The 15,240-nt window shown below is 60.9% G+C and carries 13 protein-coding genes and 1 riboswitch; of the genes, 4 read left to right on the top strand and 9 right to left on the bottom strand.

What is annotated here, in order from left to right; genetic code table 11:
- Positions 1-25: 25 nt before the first annotated feature.
- Positions 26-595 (top strand): elongation factor P, encoded by a 570-nt coding sequence (gene efp / locus J2045_RS22025; RefSeq protein ID WP_054148625.1) that lies wholly within the window; start codon positions 26-28, stop codon positions 593-595.
- A 155-nt stretch (positions 596-750) separates the two neighbouring features.
- Here the strand turns inward: efp and J2045_RS22020 are convergent, their stop codons facing one another.
- The gene (locus tag J2045_RS22020) at positions 751-978 is read right to left on the bottom strand and encodes a YdcH family protein (protein ID WP_166601418.1); all 228 of its coding nucleotides are present in this window, start codon (positions 976-978) and stop codon (positions 751-753) included.
- A 99-nt stretch (positions 979-1,077) separates the two neighbouring features.
- On the opposite strand from J2045_RS22020, the gene J2045_RS22015 reads away from it, so the two are divergent.
- Entirely contained in the window at positions 1,078-2,031 is a 954-nt protein-coding gene (locus J2045_RS22015; RefSeq protein WP_307377244.1) for a hydrogen peroxide-inducible genes activator, read from the top strand.
- 8 nt (positions 2,032-2,039) lie between these two features.
- Here J2045_RS22015 and J2045_RS22010 read toward each other — a convergent pair whose 3' ends face one another.
- Together J2045_RS22010 and J2045_RS22005 are read right to left on the bottom strand one after the other, a co-directional pair.
- Positions 2,040-3,524, bottom strand: a complete 1,485-nt coding sequence (locus J2045_RS22010; protein WP_307377242.1) for an NAD-dependent succinate-semialdehyde dehydrogenase — start codon at positions 3,522-3,524, stop codon at positions 2,040-2,042.
- Between the two features lie 3 nt (positions 3,525-3,527).
- On the bottom strand, positions 3,528-4,808 hold the full coding sequence (locus tag J2045_RS22005) for a 4-aminobutyrate--2-oxoglutarate transaminase (protein ID WP_166601421.1): 1,281 nt from the start codon (positions 4,806-4,808) through the stop codon (positions 3,528-3,530).
- A gap of 185 nt (positions 4,809-4,993) precedes the next feature.
- Between J2045_RS22005 and J2045_RS22000 the strand changes: the two genes are divergently transcribed.
- A complete protein-coding gene (locus J2045_RS22000) occupies positions 4,994-5,773 on the top strand; it encodes a cupin domain-containing protein (protein WP_205911229.1) in 780 nt (259 codons plus the stop codon).
- 65 nt (positions 5,774-5,838) lie between these two features.
- Here J2045_RS22000 and J2045_RS21995 read toward each other — a convergent pair whose 3' ends face one another.
- The 6 genes from J2045_RS21995 to J2045_RS21970 all read right to left on the bottom strand — a co-directional run bounded on the left by J2045_RS21995 (position 5,839) and on the right by J2045_RS21970 (position 14,346).
- On the bottom strand, positions 5,839-7,263 hold the full coding sequence (locus tag J2045_RS21995; protein ID WP_307377240.1) for an efflux transporter outer membrane subunit: 1,425 nt from the start codon (positions 7,261-7,263) through the stop codon (positions 5,839-5,841).
- A gap of 129 nt (positions 7,264-7,392) precedes the next feature.
- The gene (locus J2045_RS21990; protein WP_307377238.1) at positions 7,393-10,512 is read right to left on the bottom strand and encodes an efflux RND transporter permease subunit; all 3,120 of its coding nucleotides are present in this window, start codon (positions 10,510-10,512) and stop codon (positions 7,393-7,395) included.
- Between the two features lie 41 nt (positions 10,513-10,553).
- Complete coding sequence (locus J2045_RS21985) at positions 10,554-11,768, bottom strand: efflux RND transporter periplasmic adaptor subunit (protein WP_307377235.1); 1,215 nt, start codon at positions 11,766-11,768, stop codon at positions 10,554-10,556.
- Between the two features lie 134 nt (positions 11,769-11,902).
- Positions 11,903-12,454 carry a TetR/AcrR family transcriptional regulator gene (locus tag J2045_RS21980; protein WP_307377233.1) on the bottom strand — a complete coding sequence of 184 codons (552 nt, stop codon included), beginning with the start codon at positions 12,452-12,454 and terminating at the stop codon, positions 11,903-11,905.
- 130 nt (positions 12,455-12,584) lie between these two features.
- The gene (locus tag J2045_RS21975) at positions 12,585-13,526 is read right to left on the bottom strand and encodes a phosphoribosylaminoimidazolesuccinocarboxamide synthase (protein ID WP_307377230.1); all 942 of its coding nucleotides are present in this window, start codon (positions 13,524-13,526) and stop codon (positions 12,585-12,587) included.
- A gap of 136 nt (positions 13,527-13,662) precedes the next feature.
- The gene (locus tag J2045_RS21970; RefSeq protein WP_307377227.1) at positions 13,663-14,346 is read right to left on the bottom strand and encodes an energy-coupling factor ABC transporter permease; all 684 of its coding nucleotides are present in this window, start codon (positions 14,344-14,346) and stop codon (positions 13,663-13,665) included.
- A 52-nt stretch (positions 14,347-14,398) separates the two neighbouring features.
- Positions 14,399-14,614: riboswitch (cobalamin riboswitch) on the bottom strand.
- A 149-nt stretch (positions 14,615-14,763) separates the two neighbouring features.
- Between J2045_RS21970 and J2045_RS21965 the strand changes: the two genes are divergently transcribed.
- Positions 14,764-14,976, top strand: a complete 213-nt coding sequence (locus J2045_RS21965; RefSeq protein ID WP_307377225.1) for a hypothetical protein — start codon at positions 14,764-14,766, stop codon at positions 14,974-14,976.
- Positions 14,977-15,240 lie beyond the last annotated feature (264 nt).

Genomic DNA, 15,240 nt, shown 5'->3' with positions numbered 1-15,240 from the left:
TCTTACGCAGATACAAGGAATTCCAATGGTCAAGATTATCGCCTCGTCCGTGCGCAAGGGCAATGTCATCGACGTGGACGGCAAGCTCTATGTCGTGCTGACTGCCGAGAACTTCCACCCGGGCAAGGGTACGCCGGTCACCCAGGTCAACATGCGCCGTATCGTCGATGGCGTGAAGGTGTCCGAGCGCTGGCGCACGACGGAGCAGGTCGAGCGCGCGTTCGTTGAAGACGTGAACCACCAGTTCCTCTACGAGGACGGCGAAGGCTTCCACTTCATGAACCCTGAGAACTACGACCAAGTCGTCGTTGATGTCGAAACCATGGGCGACCAGAAGGCCTATCTGCAGGAAGGTATGGTCTGCATCCTGTCCATGCACGAAGGCGTGGCGCTTGCCATCCAGCTGCCGCGTCACGTGACGCTCGAGATCGTCGAGACCGAGCCGGTCGTGAAGGGCCAGACGGCATCGTCGTCTTACAAGCCGGCGATCCTGTCGAACGGCATCCGCACAATGGTGCCGCCGCATGTCGACGCCGGCATCCGCGTGGTGATTGCGACCGAAGACAATTCCTACGTCGAACGCGCCAAGAACTAAGTTCGATCCGGTATCAAATCCAAGAAGCCCGGCGTTGACCAACGCCGGGCTTCTTGATTCACAGAGTTCTATAAGGCGAAATGCCGGCGGGGCGCAGGGTGCCCCGCCGGCCGCTCTCGCCGGTCACGATGCGCCATCACGGAGCGCAAGCGTGCTCAGCGTCCGGCGAGAAGGGTGCCGAAGTTGGACGCCTTGGAGCGGGCGATCGGTGCCTTCATGGCGTCGCCCTGTTCCAGCAACATGATCTGCTCCTTCAGGTGCAGCCTGATCTTCTTCAAGGCGCGCACCCGAATCCCGTCCGGCTGCGGACGACGCTGTTCCTCATCGATCTTCGCGGCGACGATCGAGTGGCGGGCTCTCAGGGCTTTCAGCAGTTGCTTCATGGCGATCTCCTTTCGTACCACCCGAATATGAGGTGTCGAAGTTGATTGTTCCAATTGATTGATTGTATCATCTCCATAGATATTCTCTATGGAGGTCCCATGCCTTTCCGCCCAAGTCATCGGCAATTGGAATATCTCGTCGCTCTCGGGGAGACAGGCCATTTCGGGGAGGCGGCAAAGCGCTGCCACGTGTCGCAGCCGACGCTCTCTGTTCAGGTTGCCCTGCTCGAAAAGCAGCTGGGGGTCACCTTGATCGACCGTATGCCGGGGCAGGTGGCGCCCACCCCTGTTGGTCTCGAGATCATTCAAGCCGCCAAGATCATCCTGAATGGGCTGGATGAAATCCGGGTTCTCGCTACCAGTTCCAAAGGCAATCTGGGCGGTTCCATCAGGCTCGGCGTTGCGCCATCGTTCGGGCCGTATTTCCTGCCGCATCTGCTGCCACGGCTGCATCTCCGGCATCCGGACCTTAAGTTGTACATCCGTGAGGACCGTCCCAGACTTCTGGAAAGAGCCGTGTTGCAGGGCGAGACGGATTGTGGCCTCGGCCCGATCCCGTTCGGACAGGAGGACTTCGTATCGGAGCAGATCTGTAGCGAGCGGATCTTTCTCGGGGTTCCCAAGGACCATCCTCTGGCGCAGATGGAAAGCGTGCCGATGGCGGCGCTGAAGGGGGCTCGAATGCTGACGCTGGGCCCTGGGCACCGGCTGATGGACGAGGTGCGCAAGCTCGCCGACATGTCCGGTGCCATCCTCGCTCTGGAATACGAGGGATCAAGCCTTGATGCGATCCGGCAGATGGTCTCGATCGAGATGGGGCTTTCGCTTTTTCCGGAACTGTATGTCCGATCCGAGGTGGCGAAGGACGAGGGTATTCGCCTGCTTACCATCACAGATTGGGAGGGAACGCGGGATATCGGCTTCTTCTGGCGCCGGGCATCGATGCGTGGAGGCCACTTCCAGGCGCTGGCGAAGCTGGCAGGCGCTGTCGCCGACCAATTGTTCGCCAGGAGTCCCTTAGAGAAGGATCCCCAGCCTGGCCGGGGATCCTGATGCCGTGATCAGGCAATGCCGCCGAGGCAGATGTACTTGATCTCGGTATAGTCATCGATGCCGTATTTCGAGCCTTCGCGACCGAGACCGGACTGCTTGATGCCACCGAAGGGCGCGACCTCGGTGGAGATCAGGCCGGTGTTGACGCCGACCATGCCGTATTCCAGGGCTTCCGCGACCCGGAAGATCTTCGCGATGTCCTTCGAGTAGAAGTAGGAGGCAAGGCCGAATTCGGTGGCGTTGGCGAGCTCAACCACTTCCTCTTCGGTCTCGAACTTGAAAAGCGGAGCGACCGGTCCGAAGGTCTCTTCGGTCGCAACCTTCATCGCGGTGGTGACGCCGGTCAGGATGGTGGGCTGGAAGAACAGCTCGCCCGCTTCTGCGCCGCTGCCGCCGAGCGCGATCTTGGCGCCCTTCGATACGGCGTCGGCGACGTGTTCCTTGACCTTCTCGATGGCCTTGGCATCGATCAGCGGGCCAGTGGTCACACCTTCCGCAAAACCGTTGCCGACCTTCAGCTGTCCCACCTTCTCTGCCAGCTTCTTGGCAAAGGCATCATAAACACCCGCCTGCACATAGAGGCGGTTGGCGCAGACGCAGGTCTGGCCGGCATTGCGATACTTGGAGATCATCGCGCCTTCGACGGCGGCATCGAGATCTGCATCGTCGAAGACAATGAAGGGCGCATTGCCGCCGAGTTCAAGACCCAGCTTCATGATCTGATCGGCACCCTGGCGCATCAGGATGCGGCCGACATTGGTGGAGCCGGTGAAGGTCAGCTTGCGGACCTTGTCATTGGCGCAGAGTTCCTGGCCGATCATGGCCGCATCGGTCGAGGTCAGCACCGAGAACAGGCCGGCGGGCAAACCGGCGCGCTCGGCGAGGATGGCAAGAGCCAAGGCCGAGAGTGGCGTCTGGGCGGCGGGCTTGGATACCATCGCGCAGCCGACGGCAAGTGCGGGAGCGACCTTGCGGGCGAGCATGGCGTTCGGGAAGTTCCACGGTGTGATCGCGCCGACGACGCCGACCGGCTGCTTGATGACCATGATCCGCTTGTCGGCCTGGTGGCCGGGGATCGTGTCGCCGTAGACGCGCTTGGCTTCTTCGGCGAACCACTCGACATAGGATGCGCCGTAGAGGATCTCGCCACGGGCTTCCGGCCAGGGCTTGCCCATTTCCATGGTCAGGATGGTCGCGAGGTCGTCGGCATTGGCGACCATCAGGTCGTTCAGCTTGCGGAGCACGGCGGCGCGCTCCTTGCCGGTCTTCTTCGCCCAAGCCTTCTGGGCCGTGTGGGCGGCGTCGATCGCCTTTGTCACTTCCGCCTTGTTGAGGTCCGGAAGTACCGCGATCACTTCGCCGGTTGCCGGGTTGGTGACCTCGAAGGTCTTACCAGACTGGCTTGCGGCCAGCCAATCATTGCCGACCAGCGACTTGTCGGTCGCCAGTGTCGGGTCCTTCAGCTTGTCAGTGAGAACTTTCGAAAGGGTCATGCCTCAGGCTCCTGCTGCGACTTCACGGATCGAGGCTTCGATCAGGTCGAGCGCCTCGTTGAAGACCTCGTCCTGAATGGTGATCGGGGCGAGGAAGCGGATTACGTTGCTGTAGACGCCGCAGGTCAAAAGGATCAGGCCCTTTTCCAGCGCCTTCAGACGCACCGCATTGGTGAAATCCGCATTCGGCTTGTCGGTTCCCGGGATCTTGAATTCGACGGCGTTCATGAAGCCGAGGCCGCGGATGTCCATGATGTGCGGAACGTCGGCGCGGATCGCTTCGAGGCGCTGCTTCAGACGGTTGCCCAGCTGGTTGGCGCGGTCGCAAAGCTGCTCTTCCTCGATGACGTCGAGGACAGCATGGGCGGCTGCGATCGCCAGCGGGTTGCCGGCATAGGTGCCGCCGAGACCACCGGGGCCGGGAGCATCCATCAGCTCGGCGCGGCCGGTGACGGCGGAGAGCGGGAAGCCGCCGGCGAGGCTCTTGGCCATCGTCGTCAGGTCCGGAACCACATCATAGTGTTCCATGGCGAAGAGCTTGCCGGTGCGGGCAAAGCCGGTCTGCACTTCGTCGGCGACGAGCAGGATGCCGTGCTGGTCGCAGATCTCGCGCAGCGCCTTCATCAGGGCACGCGGCACGTCGTAGAAACCGCCTTCGCCCTGGACCGGCTCAAGAATGATGGCTGCAACGCGCTTCGGGTCGACATCTGCCTTGAACAGCTTGTCGAGTACGTCGAGCGAGGTCTCGACGTCGATGCCGTGCATTTCGAGCGGGAAGGGAACGTGGAAGACGTCGCCCATCATCGGGCCGAAGCCGACCTTGTAGGGCACGACCTTGCCGGTCAGCGCCATGCCGAGGAAGGTACGGCCATGGAAGCCGCCGGTAAACGCGATCACGGCAGAGCGGCCGGTGGCGCATCGGGCGATCTTGATCGCGTTTTCGACGGCTTCGGCGCCTGTTGTTGCGAAGATCGTCTTCTTCTCGAAGTTGCCGGGTACGATCTTGTTCAAGCGCTCAGCGAGCGCGACGTAGTTTTCGTAAGGGACGACCTGGTGGCAGGTGTGCGTAAAGCGGTCGAGCTGTGCCTTCACGGCTTCAACCACCTTCGGGTGGCGATGACCGGTGTTGAGAACCGCGATGCCGCCGGCGAAGTCGATGTAGCGTCGGCCTTCGACATCCCAGATCTCCGAATTCTCAGCCTTGTCGGCATAGATCTGCGTGGTCATGCCAACGCCGCGGGAAATGGCGTCATTCTTGCGGGCTGAGATTTCGGCGTTCTTCATCGTTTTCATCCTGTGCGAAGGGTGGCCAGCGGCGTCGTTTCGGTCTTTGATCGCGCGCTGAGATATTTCCTACATTTTTTCTGTAGACTTGCAATATGCCTTGGCGGCATTATCACCCATGACTGCGAGATTTCGTAGAGGGACGCGTGGAAGATATCCGGTTCAAGATTGCAGAGGCGGCGAGAATGGCTGGGGTTTCCCCGTCCACCCTACGCCTGTGGGAGACGCAGGATCTCATCCAGCCGATCCGAACCGAGACGGGCCAGCGGCTCTATGATCGCATACTGGTGGATCGTCTGAAGCGGATTGCCTGGCTCAGGAGCGAGCGGGGCCTCAACCCCGCGGCGATCCGGGAGACGCTGCGCGAGATCTCTGCAGAGATCGAGGAGGATGCCTCAGATGTCGACGATGACGCGGCGGATATCCGGCCGGGAAGCCGCATCCGACGCCTACGACGCGACGCCAGCAAGACGCTCGAAAGTGTCGCGCAGGCCACCGGCGTTTCGGTTTCGCAGCTCTCCACATTCGAGCGCACGTCGCAGGGGCTTTCCTTCACGGCCCTTCACGAGGTGGCGCGCCATCTCGGTACGACGCTCGCGTCGCTGAGCGGGCAAGAAGAGGGGCGCGGTGGCGAGTCGCTGATCCGCGATGGCAAGTGGCCGTCATGGCCGACCACGTCCTCCGGTGTCGCGGTCCAGGTTCTGGCGGAGGGGCGCAACCAGATGGAATGCAACCGGTTCCAGTTGGCTCCCGGTGCCTCCAGCGAGGGTGCCTACCAGCACGAGGGCGAAGAGTTCATCCACATGCTCGCTGGAAGCCTCGAGATCATTCTGGACGGGGACAAGTTCTTCGAACTCCATGCCGGCGACAGCTTCTACTTCGAAAGCCGCCGGCCACATTCGTGGCGCAATATATCGAGTGGCGAGACCGTGCTCATCTGGATCAACACGCCGGCCACGTTCTGAAATCAGGACAAAAGAAAACCCGGCTACCGTTGCTGGTGCCGGGTTTCGATCTGCGTGGCTCAGTCTTACTGGCTGGCGACAACCGTCTTCTTGTCCCAGGCATAGCCGCCGCCGATGGCGACGTTGAGGGAGACGTAGCCGTTTGCCAGCTGCTGAACGGCCTGAGCCAGATTGGCCTGGGCGCTTGCAACGTTGCGCTGGGCATCGAGAACATCGAGCAGCGAGGATGCGCCGTCACGATAGCTTGCTGTTGCGAGCGAAAGGGCTTCCTCGTAGGAGCGTACGGTCGCCGTCAGCGCCGATACGGTCTGGCGCGTGCGGTTCACGGCGACCATGGCATTCTCGACTTCCGACACTGCGCCCAACACGGTCTGCTTCCAGGCGAGATAGGCTTCGCGGGCAGCGGCTTCGCGTGCCTTTACATTGGCGCGCCGTGTGCCAGCATCAAAGATCGGCAGATTCAGGCTTGGTCCGAAGCCCCAGGAGGTGGCATGGCCGCTTGCGGCCGAAGTTGCGACCAGGGTCGGGGAAATCGAACCGCTCAGCGAGATCGACGGATAGAGCGCAGCTTCGGCGACGCCGATTTCGGCGACGGCTGCTGCCAGGTTCCGCTCTGCGGCGCGAATGTCAGGTCGATTGCGGATCAGGTCAGCCGGCACGCCGGCGTTCACGCTGCCACGGGCATAAGGCTGGGATGCCCCCTTCTGGAGATCGGCGAGCAGGCTGGTCGCAGGCAAGCCGAGCAGCAAGGAAATGCGGTGAACTGACTGACGGAAGGAGATTTCAAGTCCGGGAATTTCGGCCAGCGTCGAGTTGACCAGACCCTCGGACTGGACGACGTCCAGGCGCGAAGCCGCGCCGGCTTCCAGCTGAAGGCGGGTCAGTTCGAGCGTCTCGCGGCGCGATCCCAGATTCTTGCGGGCGATCGCAATGCGCTCCTGGTAATAGCGGGCATCCACATAGGCCGAGACAACGCTCGACAGGAAGGTCAACTTGGCAACGTCGGCGCTGGCAAAAGCCGCATCGAGGGATGCCTTCGCGCTTTCCTTGGAACGGCGATACTGACCGAACAGGTCCAGCAACCAGGATACGCCGACGCTCCCTGTCGAGGTGTTCGTGGTATCGCTGTCCCGGCTGGTCAGTGCACCCGTGCCGTTGGTCCGAGAGACCTGGTGATCGGTGGAGAGGTTGACCTGGGGGAAGGCGCCGGAGTCGGCGGCATCGAAATTGGCTTCGGCTGCGGTGATCCGCTCAAGAGCCTGGAGGACATCGAGGTTCTGGGCGAGGCCCTTCTCGACCAGGCTGGTCAGGCGGGGGTCCCTGAACGCTGTCCACCAAGGCGCGAGAGTTACGTCTTGAGCCGCAGCCTTGGCGCTACCCTCTGAAAACTTGACGGGGAGGGTCGTCTGCGGCGCCTCATGGTCCGGGCCGACGACGCAGCCGGAAAGGAGGAGCATTGCGAGTGGTGCGACGGCACGAATCTTGAGCATCACGTGTTCCTGTACTTGTCCCCCGGTCTTGCCACGAGAGGGTCTTGAATTCCCTCGAGCCAGCGACCGCTTTACTCACGCAGGCTACCGCAGCACCCTACGCAATAGTTGGTTAAGATAGTTTGTCAATCATTGTGACGACAGCTCTTCTTTGGGTTTTGCACCGCCGAAGACCTGCCGGATGATGACGAAGAACGACGGAACGAAGAAGATTCCGAGCGCGGTGGCGGTGAACATGCCACCTAGAACGCCAATACCAATGGAATTCTGCGCTGCGGAGCCCGCTCCGGTTGCAATTGCCAGCGGAACGACACCGAGAATGAAGGCCAGCGATGTCATGATGATCGGTCGCAGTCGAAGTTTTGCAGCTTCGAGTGTTGCATCAATGACACTCAATCCGGCGGCCTGACGGTCCTTGGCGAACTCGACGATGAGAATCGCGTTCTTCGCCGCCAAACCGATCGTGGTGAGCAATCCGACCTTGAAATAGACGTCATTGGACTGGCCGAAGAAGCTTGCTGCGGCAACCGCACCCAGCACCCCGACCGGAACCGCCATGATGACGGAGAACGGTATGGACCAGCTCTCGTAGAGAGCGGCGAGGCAGAGGAACACGATCAGAACGGAGAGCGCGTAGAGCAGGGGGGCCTGTGAGCCAGAGAGCCGCTCCTGATAGGAGATGCCCTGCCAGGCGACGGTGTATCCACCATCCAGGTCTGCCGTCAGTTGCTCCATGGTGTCCATGGCGGTCCCGGAACTCACGCCCGCGCCGGCGGCGCCTTCCATCGAGATGGCGCTGGCGCCGTTGAAACGGCTGAGGGTCGGTGCGCCACTGATCCACTCCGTCTTGATGAAGGAGGAGAAGGGAACCATATCGCCACTCCCGTTGCGGGCGTGCCAGTGATTGATTGCATCTTCCTGCATGCGGTAGGGCGCATCCCCCTGGACATATACCGGCTTCAGTTCGCCGTTCAACGTGAAGTCGTTCACATCGCGACCGGCGAAGATGGTCGAGAGCATGTTGTTGACGGTGGCGATATCCAGCCCCATCGCCCCCATCTTCTCCTGGTCCAGTAGGAACTTGAGCTGCGTTTCGGCAGGCGGATTGTTGGAGCGGAAGGAGGTGACGTTCGAATTGCCCGCTGCGGCCTGTGCCAGCTGCTGTGACGCTGCGGTTAGTGCCTCGGTCCCGTTCTTTCCGCTGTCGACGAGATACATCGAGAAGCCGCTGGAGTTGCCGAGGCCTGGAATGGCAGGCGGCTGAAGGGGGAAGACCATGCCGTCACGCAGCGTGAAGAAATAGCCCATTGCGCGCTGCACGACTGCCGATGCGGCGAGCTGAGGCTCCTTCCGCAGGTCAAAATCCTTAAGCTTGGCAAAGACCAGGGCGTAGTTCTGGCCGGAGCCGGTGAACGAGAATCCAGACACCGAGAATACGTCCTGGATCGCATCCTTCTCCTTGTCGAGATAGTAGTCTTCGATCTTCTCGATGATCTCTTCGGTTCTGGTGACGGTCGCACCGTTCGGAAGCTGGACGATGGTCATGAGCACGCCCTGGTCTTCCTGTGGCAGGAACGAGGACGGCATACGCAGGAACAGCCAGCTCATGCCGCCGATCACGATGGCGAACATCAGCATGACACGCAGCGGTCGCTTCAGAAGATAGCCGATCGACGAGACATAGCCATTGGTGGCGTTGTCGAAGTTGCGGTTGAACCAGGCGGCGGGACCGCGCTTCGGCTTGTGGTGATCGACAGGCTTCAGCATGGTGGCGCAGAGCGCTGGCGTCAGCACGATCGCGACGAGTGCCGAGAGCAGCATCGCCGAGACGATCGTCACGGAGAACTGGCGGTAGATGATACCAGTGGATCCACCGAAGAACGCCATTGGAATGAACACCGCCGTCAGTACCAGTGCGATGCCGACGATTGCACCGGTGATCTCGCCCATCGACTTCTCGGTCGCCTCGAGCGGTGACAGACCTTCCTCGGTCATGATGCGCTCGACGTTTTCAACCACGACAATGGCGTCGTCGACGAGAAGGCCGATCGCTAGGACCATGGCAAACATGGTCAGCGTGTTGATCGAGTATCCCGTGAGAGCGAGGATGCCAAAGGTACCGAGCAGCACGACCGGGACTGCGATCATCGGAATGAAGGTTGCCCGCAGGTTCTGCAGGAAGATCAAGAGGACCACGAAGACCAGCACGATTGCCTCGATCAGCGTGTGCACGACCTTCTCGATCGACAGTTCCACGAAGGGCGTGGTGTCGTATGGATAGGTGATTACGACATTCTCGGGCAGCGACGGAGCGATTGTCGCAAGCTGCGTCTTGACCCGATCCGCCGTGTCCAGCGCGTTGGCGCCGGTGGCCAGATTGACCGCGAAGCCCGTGGCCGGATTGCGGTTCGAACGGGAGTTCGTCGCATAGCTTTCCTGCCCAATCTCGATGCGCGCCACGTCGCTGAGGCGGACGGTCGCTCCGTCCGTTTCGGTCTTCAGAATGATCGCCTCGAAGTCCGAGACCGATTGCAGCTGGCTCTGGGCGGTGACGGTGACATTCAGCTGCTGTCCTGCCGGTGCCGGCTGGCTGCCGAGGGCACCTACCGAGACCTGGGTGTTCTGCGCCTGGATCGCGGCTGTAACGTCGGTTGCAGTCAGCTGGAACTTGTTCAGCTGGAAGGGATCGAGCCAGACCCGCATCGCATAGCCGGTCCCGAAGACCTGGATGCTGCCGACGCCTTCCAGTCGCTTGATCTGGTCCTCGATCTGGGTCGAGAAGATGTCGCCGAGGACCACATTGCTGCGCTTTCCGTCCGTCGAGACCAGCGCGCCCACGAGCAGGATGCTGGAGGTCGATCGGGTGACGGAGATGCCGGCCGTCTGGACGACGTCGGGCAGCTGGGACTGGACGAGCTGCAGCTTGTTCTGGACCTGGACCTGCGCGATTTCAGGATCGACCGAGGTGCCGAAGGTCAGAGTGACACTGGACGAGCCCGTGCTCGAGGATGACGTCATATAGGTCAGGTCATCGAGACCGGTCATGCCGTCCTCGATGATCGATGTCACTGATTTCTCGACCGTTTCAGCGCTCGCGCCATTGTAGCTGGCGGAGATTCGGACGGTCGTCGGAGCGATTTCCGGATACTGGGCGATCGACAGGCTCGAAATTGCTAGTGCGCCGCCCAGCATGATGATGATCGCAATCACCCAGGCGAAGATCGGGCGTCGGATGAAGTACTTGGCCATGGATTATCCCCTAATGCCTTTCGTGGCTTGCCTCGGCACAGTCAAGGCTGTGCGGCGGGGGCGGCAGCAGGGGCTGCGGCCTCTTCGACGATACCGTCTGCATTGATGGTCGCTTCAACCGGCTGGACAGGCGCGCCGTCGCCGATGCGCTGGAAACCGTCGACGATCAGCTTGTCGCCATCGGCGATGCCGTTTGCAACCAGCCAGTTGTTGCCGGACACCTCGGCCGCCGTGAAGGTGCGGGTCTCCACGGTGTTTTCTGCGGTGACGAACTTGGCTGTCAGTTCGCCGTTCGGGCTGCGGTTTGCGGCACGTTGGGGGATCAGGTAGCCGTTTTCAGTTCCGACGTTGACAGTCGCGCGGACATACATGCCCGGGAGGATGAGATTGTCGGGATTGTCGAATACGGCACGGATCGAATAGGTGCCGGTCGTCTGGCTGACCGCCATTTCCGACATGTCGAGCTTGCCGACGACCGGATACTCGATGCCGTCCTCCAGCATCAGCCTGATATCCGTCGTCTTGCTCTGGCTCTGTTCAATGCGACCTGCCTCGATTGCCTCACGCAGGCGGAGCAGATTGACGCTCGATTCCGTCAACTCGATATAGATCGGATCGAGGCGTCGCAGGGTCATCAGGCTGTCGGCCTGATTGGCGGTGACGACATTGCCGATCGAATAACGCGAGGCGGTGGTCACGCCCTCGAAGGGCGCGCGGATTTCCGTCAGGGCCAGTTCGATCTCGGCCGAGCGCAGCGCGGCCTTGGCCTGGGCAACGTCGGCCTCGGCCTGGAGCAATGTCACGCGCGCATTTTCCAACTCGACCTGCGTTGCACCGGAACCGACCAGGCGTTCCTGGCGGGCAAGGTTCGACTGTGCCGTCGGAACGCCTGCTTCAGCCTTTTGCAGGCTGGCCTGCGCCTGGGCAAAGGCTGCGCGATAGGTGTCGTCCTCGATCTTGAACAGCAGATCGCCTTCCTTGACCTCGCTGCCTTCCCGGAAGGCGATTTCCTGGATGACGCCGCTGACGCGCGGACGGATCTCCGCCATCTGAAATGCGGAGGCGCGACCGGGAAGTGTGGTCGTGATCTCGTGCGGGCTCTGTTTCATGATGACGACACTGACCTGTGCCGGCGGTCGGGCGCCCCCCTGGCCTGCTCCGCCGCCACCGGACTGTGTGGTGCTGGAGTCGCTGCAACTCGACAGGGCGATGGCGGAGAGGAGAAAGGTCGATATCAGGTGAAGCCGACGTGTCATGAATAATCCCACTGAAAAAAACAACGAACCCGAAAGACAGGCAAGCGCCTTGCCGTGGCCGGCATCGGTGCGTCCGCAGTCAGGCTGCCTCGCGGGAGGCGAAAGTCAGTTGAAGTGACGTAATCTGATGATCGTCACTTGGCAAGGGGCGCACGAAGGGCTGTGTCGATGAGGTCGAGCACTTGGTCACAACGTGTTGCCATTATGTCAGCCTTTTCCAACCCGACCATGACAGGATGAATAAAGCAGGTGAGGGCGTCGAACGTGGCATTCGCTGCTTTTTCGGCGTCATCGACGTGATAGAGGTCCGCGCAGACGCCGGCACGTATGATGTCGGCAATCATGTCGACCACCATATTCCGGAAACGTTCTCCGCAGTCCAGCTCTTCCCTGATGGTCACCAGGATCATCTCGAAGACATAGGGTGCGTCGGTCTGTCCCGAGAGATGCTCCTGCATCAACTGGTGCGCCAACGCTCTCAGGCGCTCCGGTGCAGGGCGGTCTTGCGCCAGCGCGCGCAGGGCGTCGAGGGTCTCCCCGATTGCCCGCGTCGCGATGGCATCGACCAGGCTTGTCTTGGTGCGAAAATGCTTGAAGACATTGGCCGGTGACATCGACAGCTCGTTGGCGATGTCGGCAATCGTGACGCTTGCATAGCCGTGGGCGCGGAACAGTTGTTCCGCCATGTTCAGGATCTCCTCACGGGTCTCTTCAGCCGGGCGGCGAGGGCGTCGTGTCGTGCCTCCGCCGGACGGCGACGGGCTGCAAGCCATCGAACCTGTGCAGTGATCGTGATCCATCGAGCCAGAGGGTCCTTCAGAAGTAGGGTGCGAGGTTGGCGCGCACCCGCGCCCAAGGAGTTTCACCGCGATCGTCGGGGATGAAGTTCTCTCCGGTGATTGCTTCGTAAGCCCTGATATAGACCCTCGAAGTCTCTTCGACCAGCGTTTGCGGGATTTCCGGTATCGCGTCGACATAGGGATCGCAGCGTTCTGCGACCCATGCGCGGACGAAGTCCTTGTCGAAGCTTTGCGGACGTTCGCCCTTTTCAAAGCTCGCCAGATAGCCATCGGCAATCCAGTAGCGGCTGCTGTCGGGTGTGTGGATTTCGTCGGCCAGGATGATGCTGCCGTTCTCATCCGTGCCGAATTCGTATTTCGTGTCGACGAGGATCAATCCCCGTTCAGCGGCCAGTTGCTGACCGCGGGCGAAGAGGGCAAGCGCATAACGTGAAAGCGTTTCCCACTGTTCGGCGGTTAGCAGCTTCTTGTCGACGATCTCGGCTGGCGTCAGCGGTTCGTCGTGACCGCCATCAAACTCTTTGCTTGTCGGTGTGATGATCGGTTCTGGCAGCTTCTCGTTGTCGCGCATGCCATCGGGCAATGTGATGCCGTACATGCTGCGCTCACCCTTCTTGTAGAGAGTGAGGATCGAGGTTCCCGTGGTGCCGGCCAGATAGCCGCGAACGACGATCTCGACAGGCAGGATGTCCAGACGCTTGCCGATCACCACGTTGGGATCGGGATAGGCGATCACGTGATTGGGGCAGATGTCGCTGGTCTTCTCGAACCAGTAACGGGCTGTCTGGGTGAGAACCTGTCCCTTACAGGGAATGCAGGTCAGGATGCGGTCGAAGGCGCTTAGCCGATCGGTGGAGATGATAATGCGACTGCCGTCGGGCAGATCGTAGTTCTCGCGGACCTTGCCCCGATAGTAGTTCGGCAATTCCGGATAGTGGGCTTCGGACAGGATGCGCATGTTTGTCCTCGATGTCTCGACGGTCGGGAGCACCTCGCAGGGCGCGGCTTCTGCCTCGCGGTACCTGAAAGTCTGTTGTCTTTCAAAGAAAAAGCGCATGGCCCGGGGGCCATGCGCAGGCTCCTGTCCCGACTGCTCAGGTTGCCGTGTGATGCAGACGCGTGTTGAACAAGCCGTTGTCGGTCGCCTTACGCAGCGACTTGGCGGCCGCCAGCACGGCGAGATCGACCAGTGGCTCGACGATGATGACCGTCATATAGGCGGCTCCGAAGGTCGCGATGCTGGCCATGCTCTCCGCTGTAAAGCCGTGACCATAGAGTGCCCAGAACGCCACCCAGGCGACGATACCGCCCTGATAGGTCGTCGAAAGCGCAAGCGCGTCGCGATAACCGACATCGACATAGGCCTTGCTCTTAGGGATCAGGCGTCCGGCCAGATGGCTGATCCCAAAAAGAGGTATGATGAGCGTCGTGACGTTCATTCCGTATTGTGGGAGGTCGAAGGGCGCAAAGAAGAGCCCCTGCAGGAGAAGGCCGAGTGCAAGTCCGATGGACGCAGCAGCGCCTCCGAACATCAGGAAGAGTGTCGAGCCGAGGATCAGGTGCACTTCGGAGACGCCCACCGGATGGTGTGGCAGAACTTCGAAGAAGGAGAAGACGAGTGTCGTCGTGATGATGGTCCTGCCTGCGAGGCCGCCGAGCGATGGTCTGGTTTTCAGGTCATCTTTCGCCATCTTGGCGATCAGGCCGAATGAAAGAGCGGCCGTTGCTAAGCTGAGTGCAAGCTTGGCGCCGTCGACGACGCCGGGTTCGATATGCATGGTTCAAGTCCTTTCGTCCGCGCCCACCGCGCGGGAAGAGTGAATGCCGCGTTCACGGCGCCAAGTGATGGCAGGTCTCCTGGCTCACGGGTCAGGGCTTCAGTCCGCCTTATCAGCACGGTGGCCAATGGCATGTCGGACGTCGCTCGCCGTTCACAGTTGCGGGGGCAGCCACGGTCTCGGCCCCTGATGGGTAGTCCTCACCGTATTCCCTCTTCGTCCACCCGTCGGGTCTTGTCCGGGCGGAACCATCACACCCGAAGATTAGGCTCCTCCGAAGACTGTTGTCCAGCCGATTGCGACACCATCAGTGGCGGTTGCCACCAGCGGATTGGCAAATGGCAATTTGCCACATTGTCCCCTTCGGCAAGGACACCCTACATTCCATATGGCTCCACTATAGAAGAAGGCAGACTGATGGGTGACGTAATTTTCCGAGTGCCATTGCTGGGCTGGATGCTGAAGGAGGCGATCCACGGGCCGATCACGGCCAAGGTCCTCTTCATCGTCAACCTGCTGCTGGTCTGGCTACTCGCCATCCTCGCTTTCGGTTACCCGGCGATCATCATTCCCGCCCTGACGGCCGTGCCCGTGATGTTCGTCGTGCTGATCCTGATCACCAAAGGGTAAATGCAAATGAGAGCCTTTTAACCGGGACGCTGCAATCCCATCTGAGGAATAGGCGAATGACGCAGGCTCTGGTCTGTGGTTGCGGCGTAGATTGAGTAGCCGCGCGGAGCCTCCCACAATTTTCACTGCAAAATCAGATACTTATAAAAAACGACAGTTTTTTGACAAATGGCTGTTGACGGTTTGCGGGAGTGGCCGTATAAGCCGCTTCACCGAACGAGAGGCGGCGCCGCATGGCCCGCCGGACTGGTTCAGACAAGATCT

The sequence above is a fragment of the Peteryoungia aggregata LMG 23059 genome, from assembly GCF_030814435.1.
Lineage (GTDB): Bacteria > Pseudomonadota > Alphaproteobacteria > Rhizobiales > Rhizobiaceae > Allorhizobium > Allorhizobium aggregatum.
This window is presented reverse-complemented; position numbering and strand designations above follow the sequence as displayed.

Excerpts from the sequence above, each read along its gene's own strand:
- efp (WP_054148625.1), top strand. The coding sequence starts at position 26 with ATGGTCAAGATTATCGCCTCGTCCGTGCGCAAGGGCAATGTCATCGAC.
- J2045_RS22020 (WP_166601418.1), bottom strand. The coding sequence starts at position 978 with ATGAAGCAACTGCTGAAAGCCCTGAGAGCCCGCCACTCGATCGTCGCC.
- J2045_RS22015 (WP_307377244.1), top strand. The coding sequence starts at position 1,078 with ATGCCTTTCCGCCCAAGTCATCGGCAATTGGAATATCTCGTCGCTCTC.
- J2045_RS22010 (WP_307377242.1), bottom strand. The coding sequence starts at position 3,524 with ATGACCCTTTCGAAAGTTCTCACTGACAAGCTGAAGGACCCGACACTG.
- J2045_RS22005 (WP_166601421.1), bottom strand. The coding sequence starts at position 4,808 with ATGAAGAACGCCGAAATCTCAGCCCGCAAGAATGACGCCATTTCCCGC.
- J2045_RS22000 (WP_205911229.1), top strand. The coding sequence starts at position 4,994 with ATGGCTGGGGTTTCCCCGTCCACCCTACGCCTGTGGGAGACGCAGGAT.
- J2045_RS21995 (WP_307377240.1), bottom strand. The coding sequence starts at position 7,263 with ATGCTCAAGATTCGTGCCGTCGCACCACTCGCAATGCTCCTCCTTTCC.
- J2045_RS21990 (WP_307377238.1), bottom strand. The coding sequence starts at position 10,512 with ATGGCCAAGTACTTCATCCGACGCCCGATCTTCGCCTGGGTGATTGCG.
- J2045_RS21985 (WP_307377235.1), bottom strand. The coding sequence starts at position 11,768 with ATGACACGTCGGCTTCACCTGATATCGACCTTTCTCCTCTCCGCCATC.
- J2045_RS21980 (WP_307377233.1), bottom strand. The coding sequence starts at position 12,454 with ATGGCGGAACAACTGTTCCGCGCCCACGGCTATGCAAGCGTCACGATT.
- J2045_RS21975 (WP_307377230.1), bottom strand. The coding sequence starts at position 13,526 with ATGCGCATCCTGTCCGAAGCCCACTATCCGGAATTGCCGAACTACTAT.
- J2045_RS21970 (WP_307377227.1), bottom strand. The coding sequence starts at position 14,346 with ATGCATATCGAACCCGGCGTCGTCGACGGCGCCAAGCTTGCACTCAGC.
- J2045_RS21965 (WP_307377225.1), top strand. The coding sequence starts at position 14,764 with ATGGGTGACGTAATTTTCCGAGTGCCATTGCTGGGCTGGATGCTGAAG.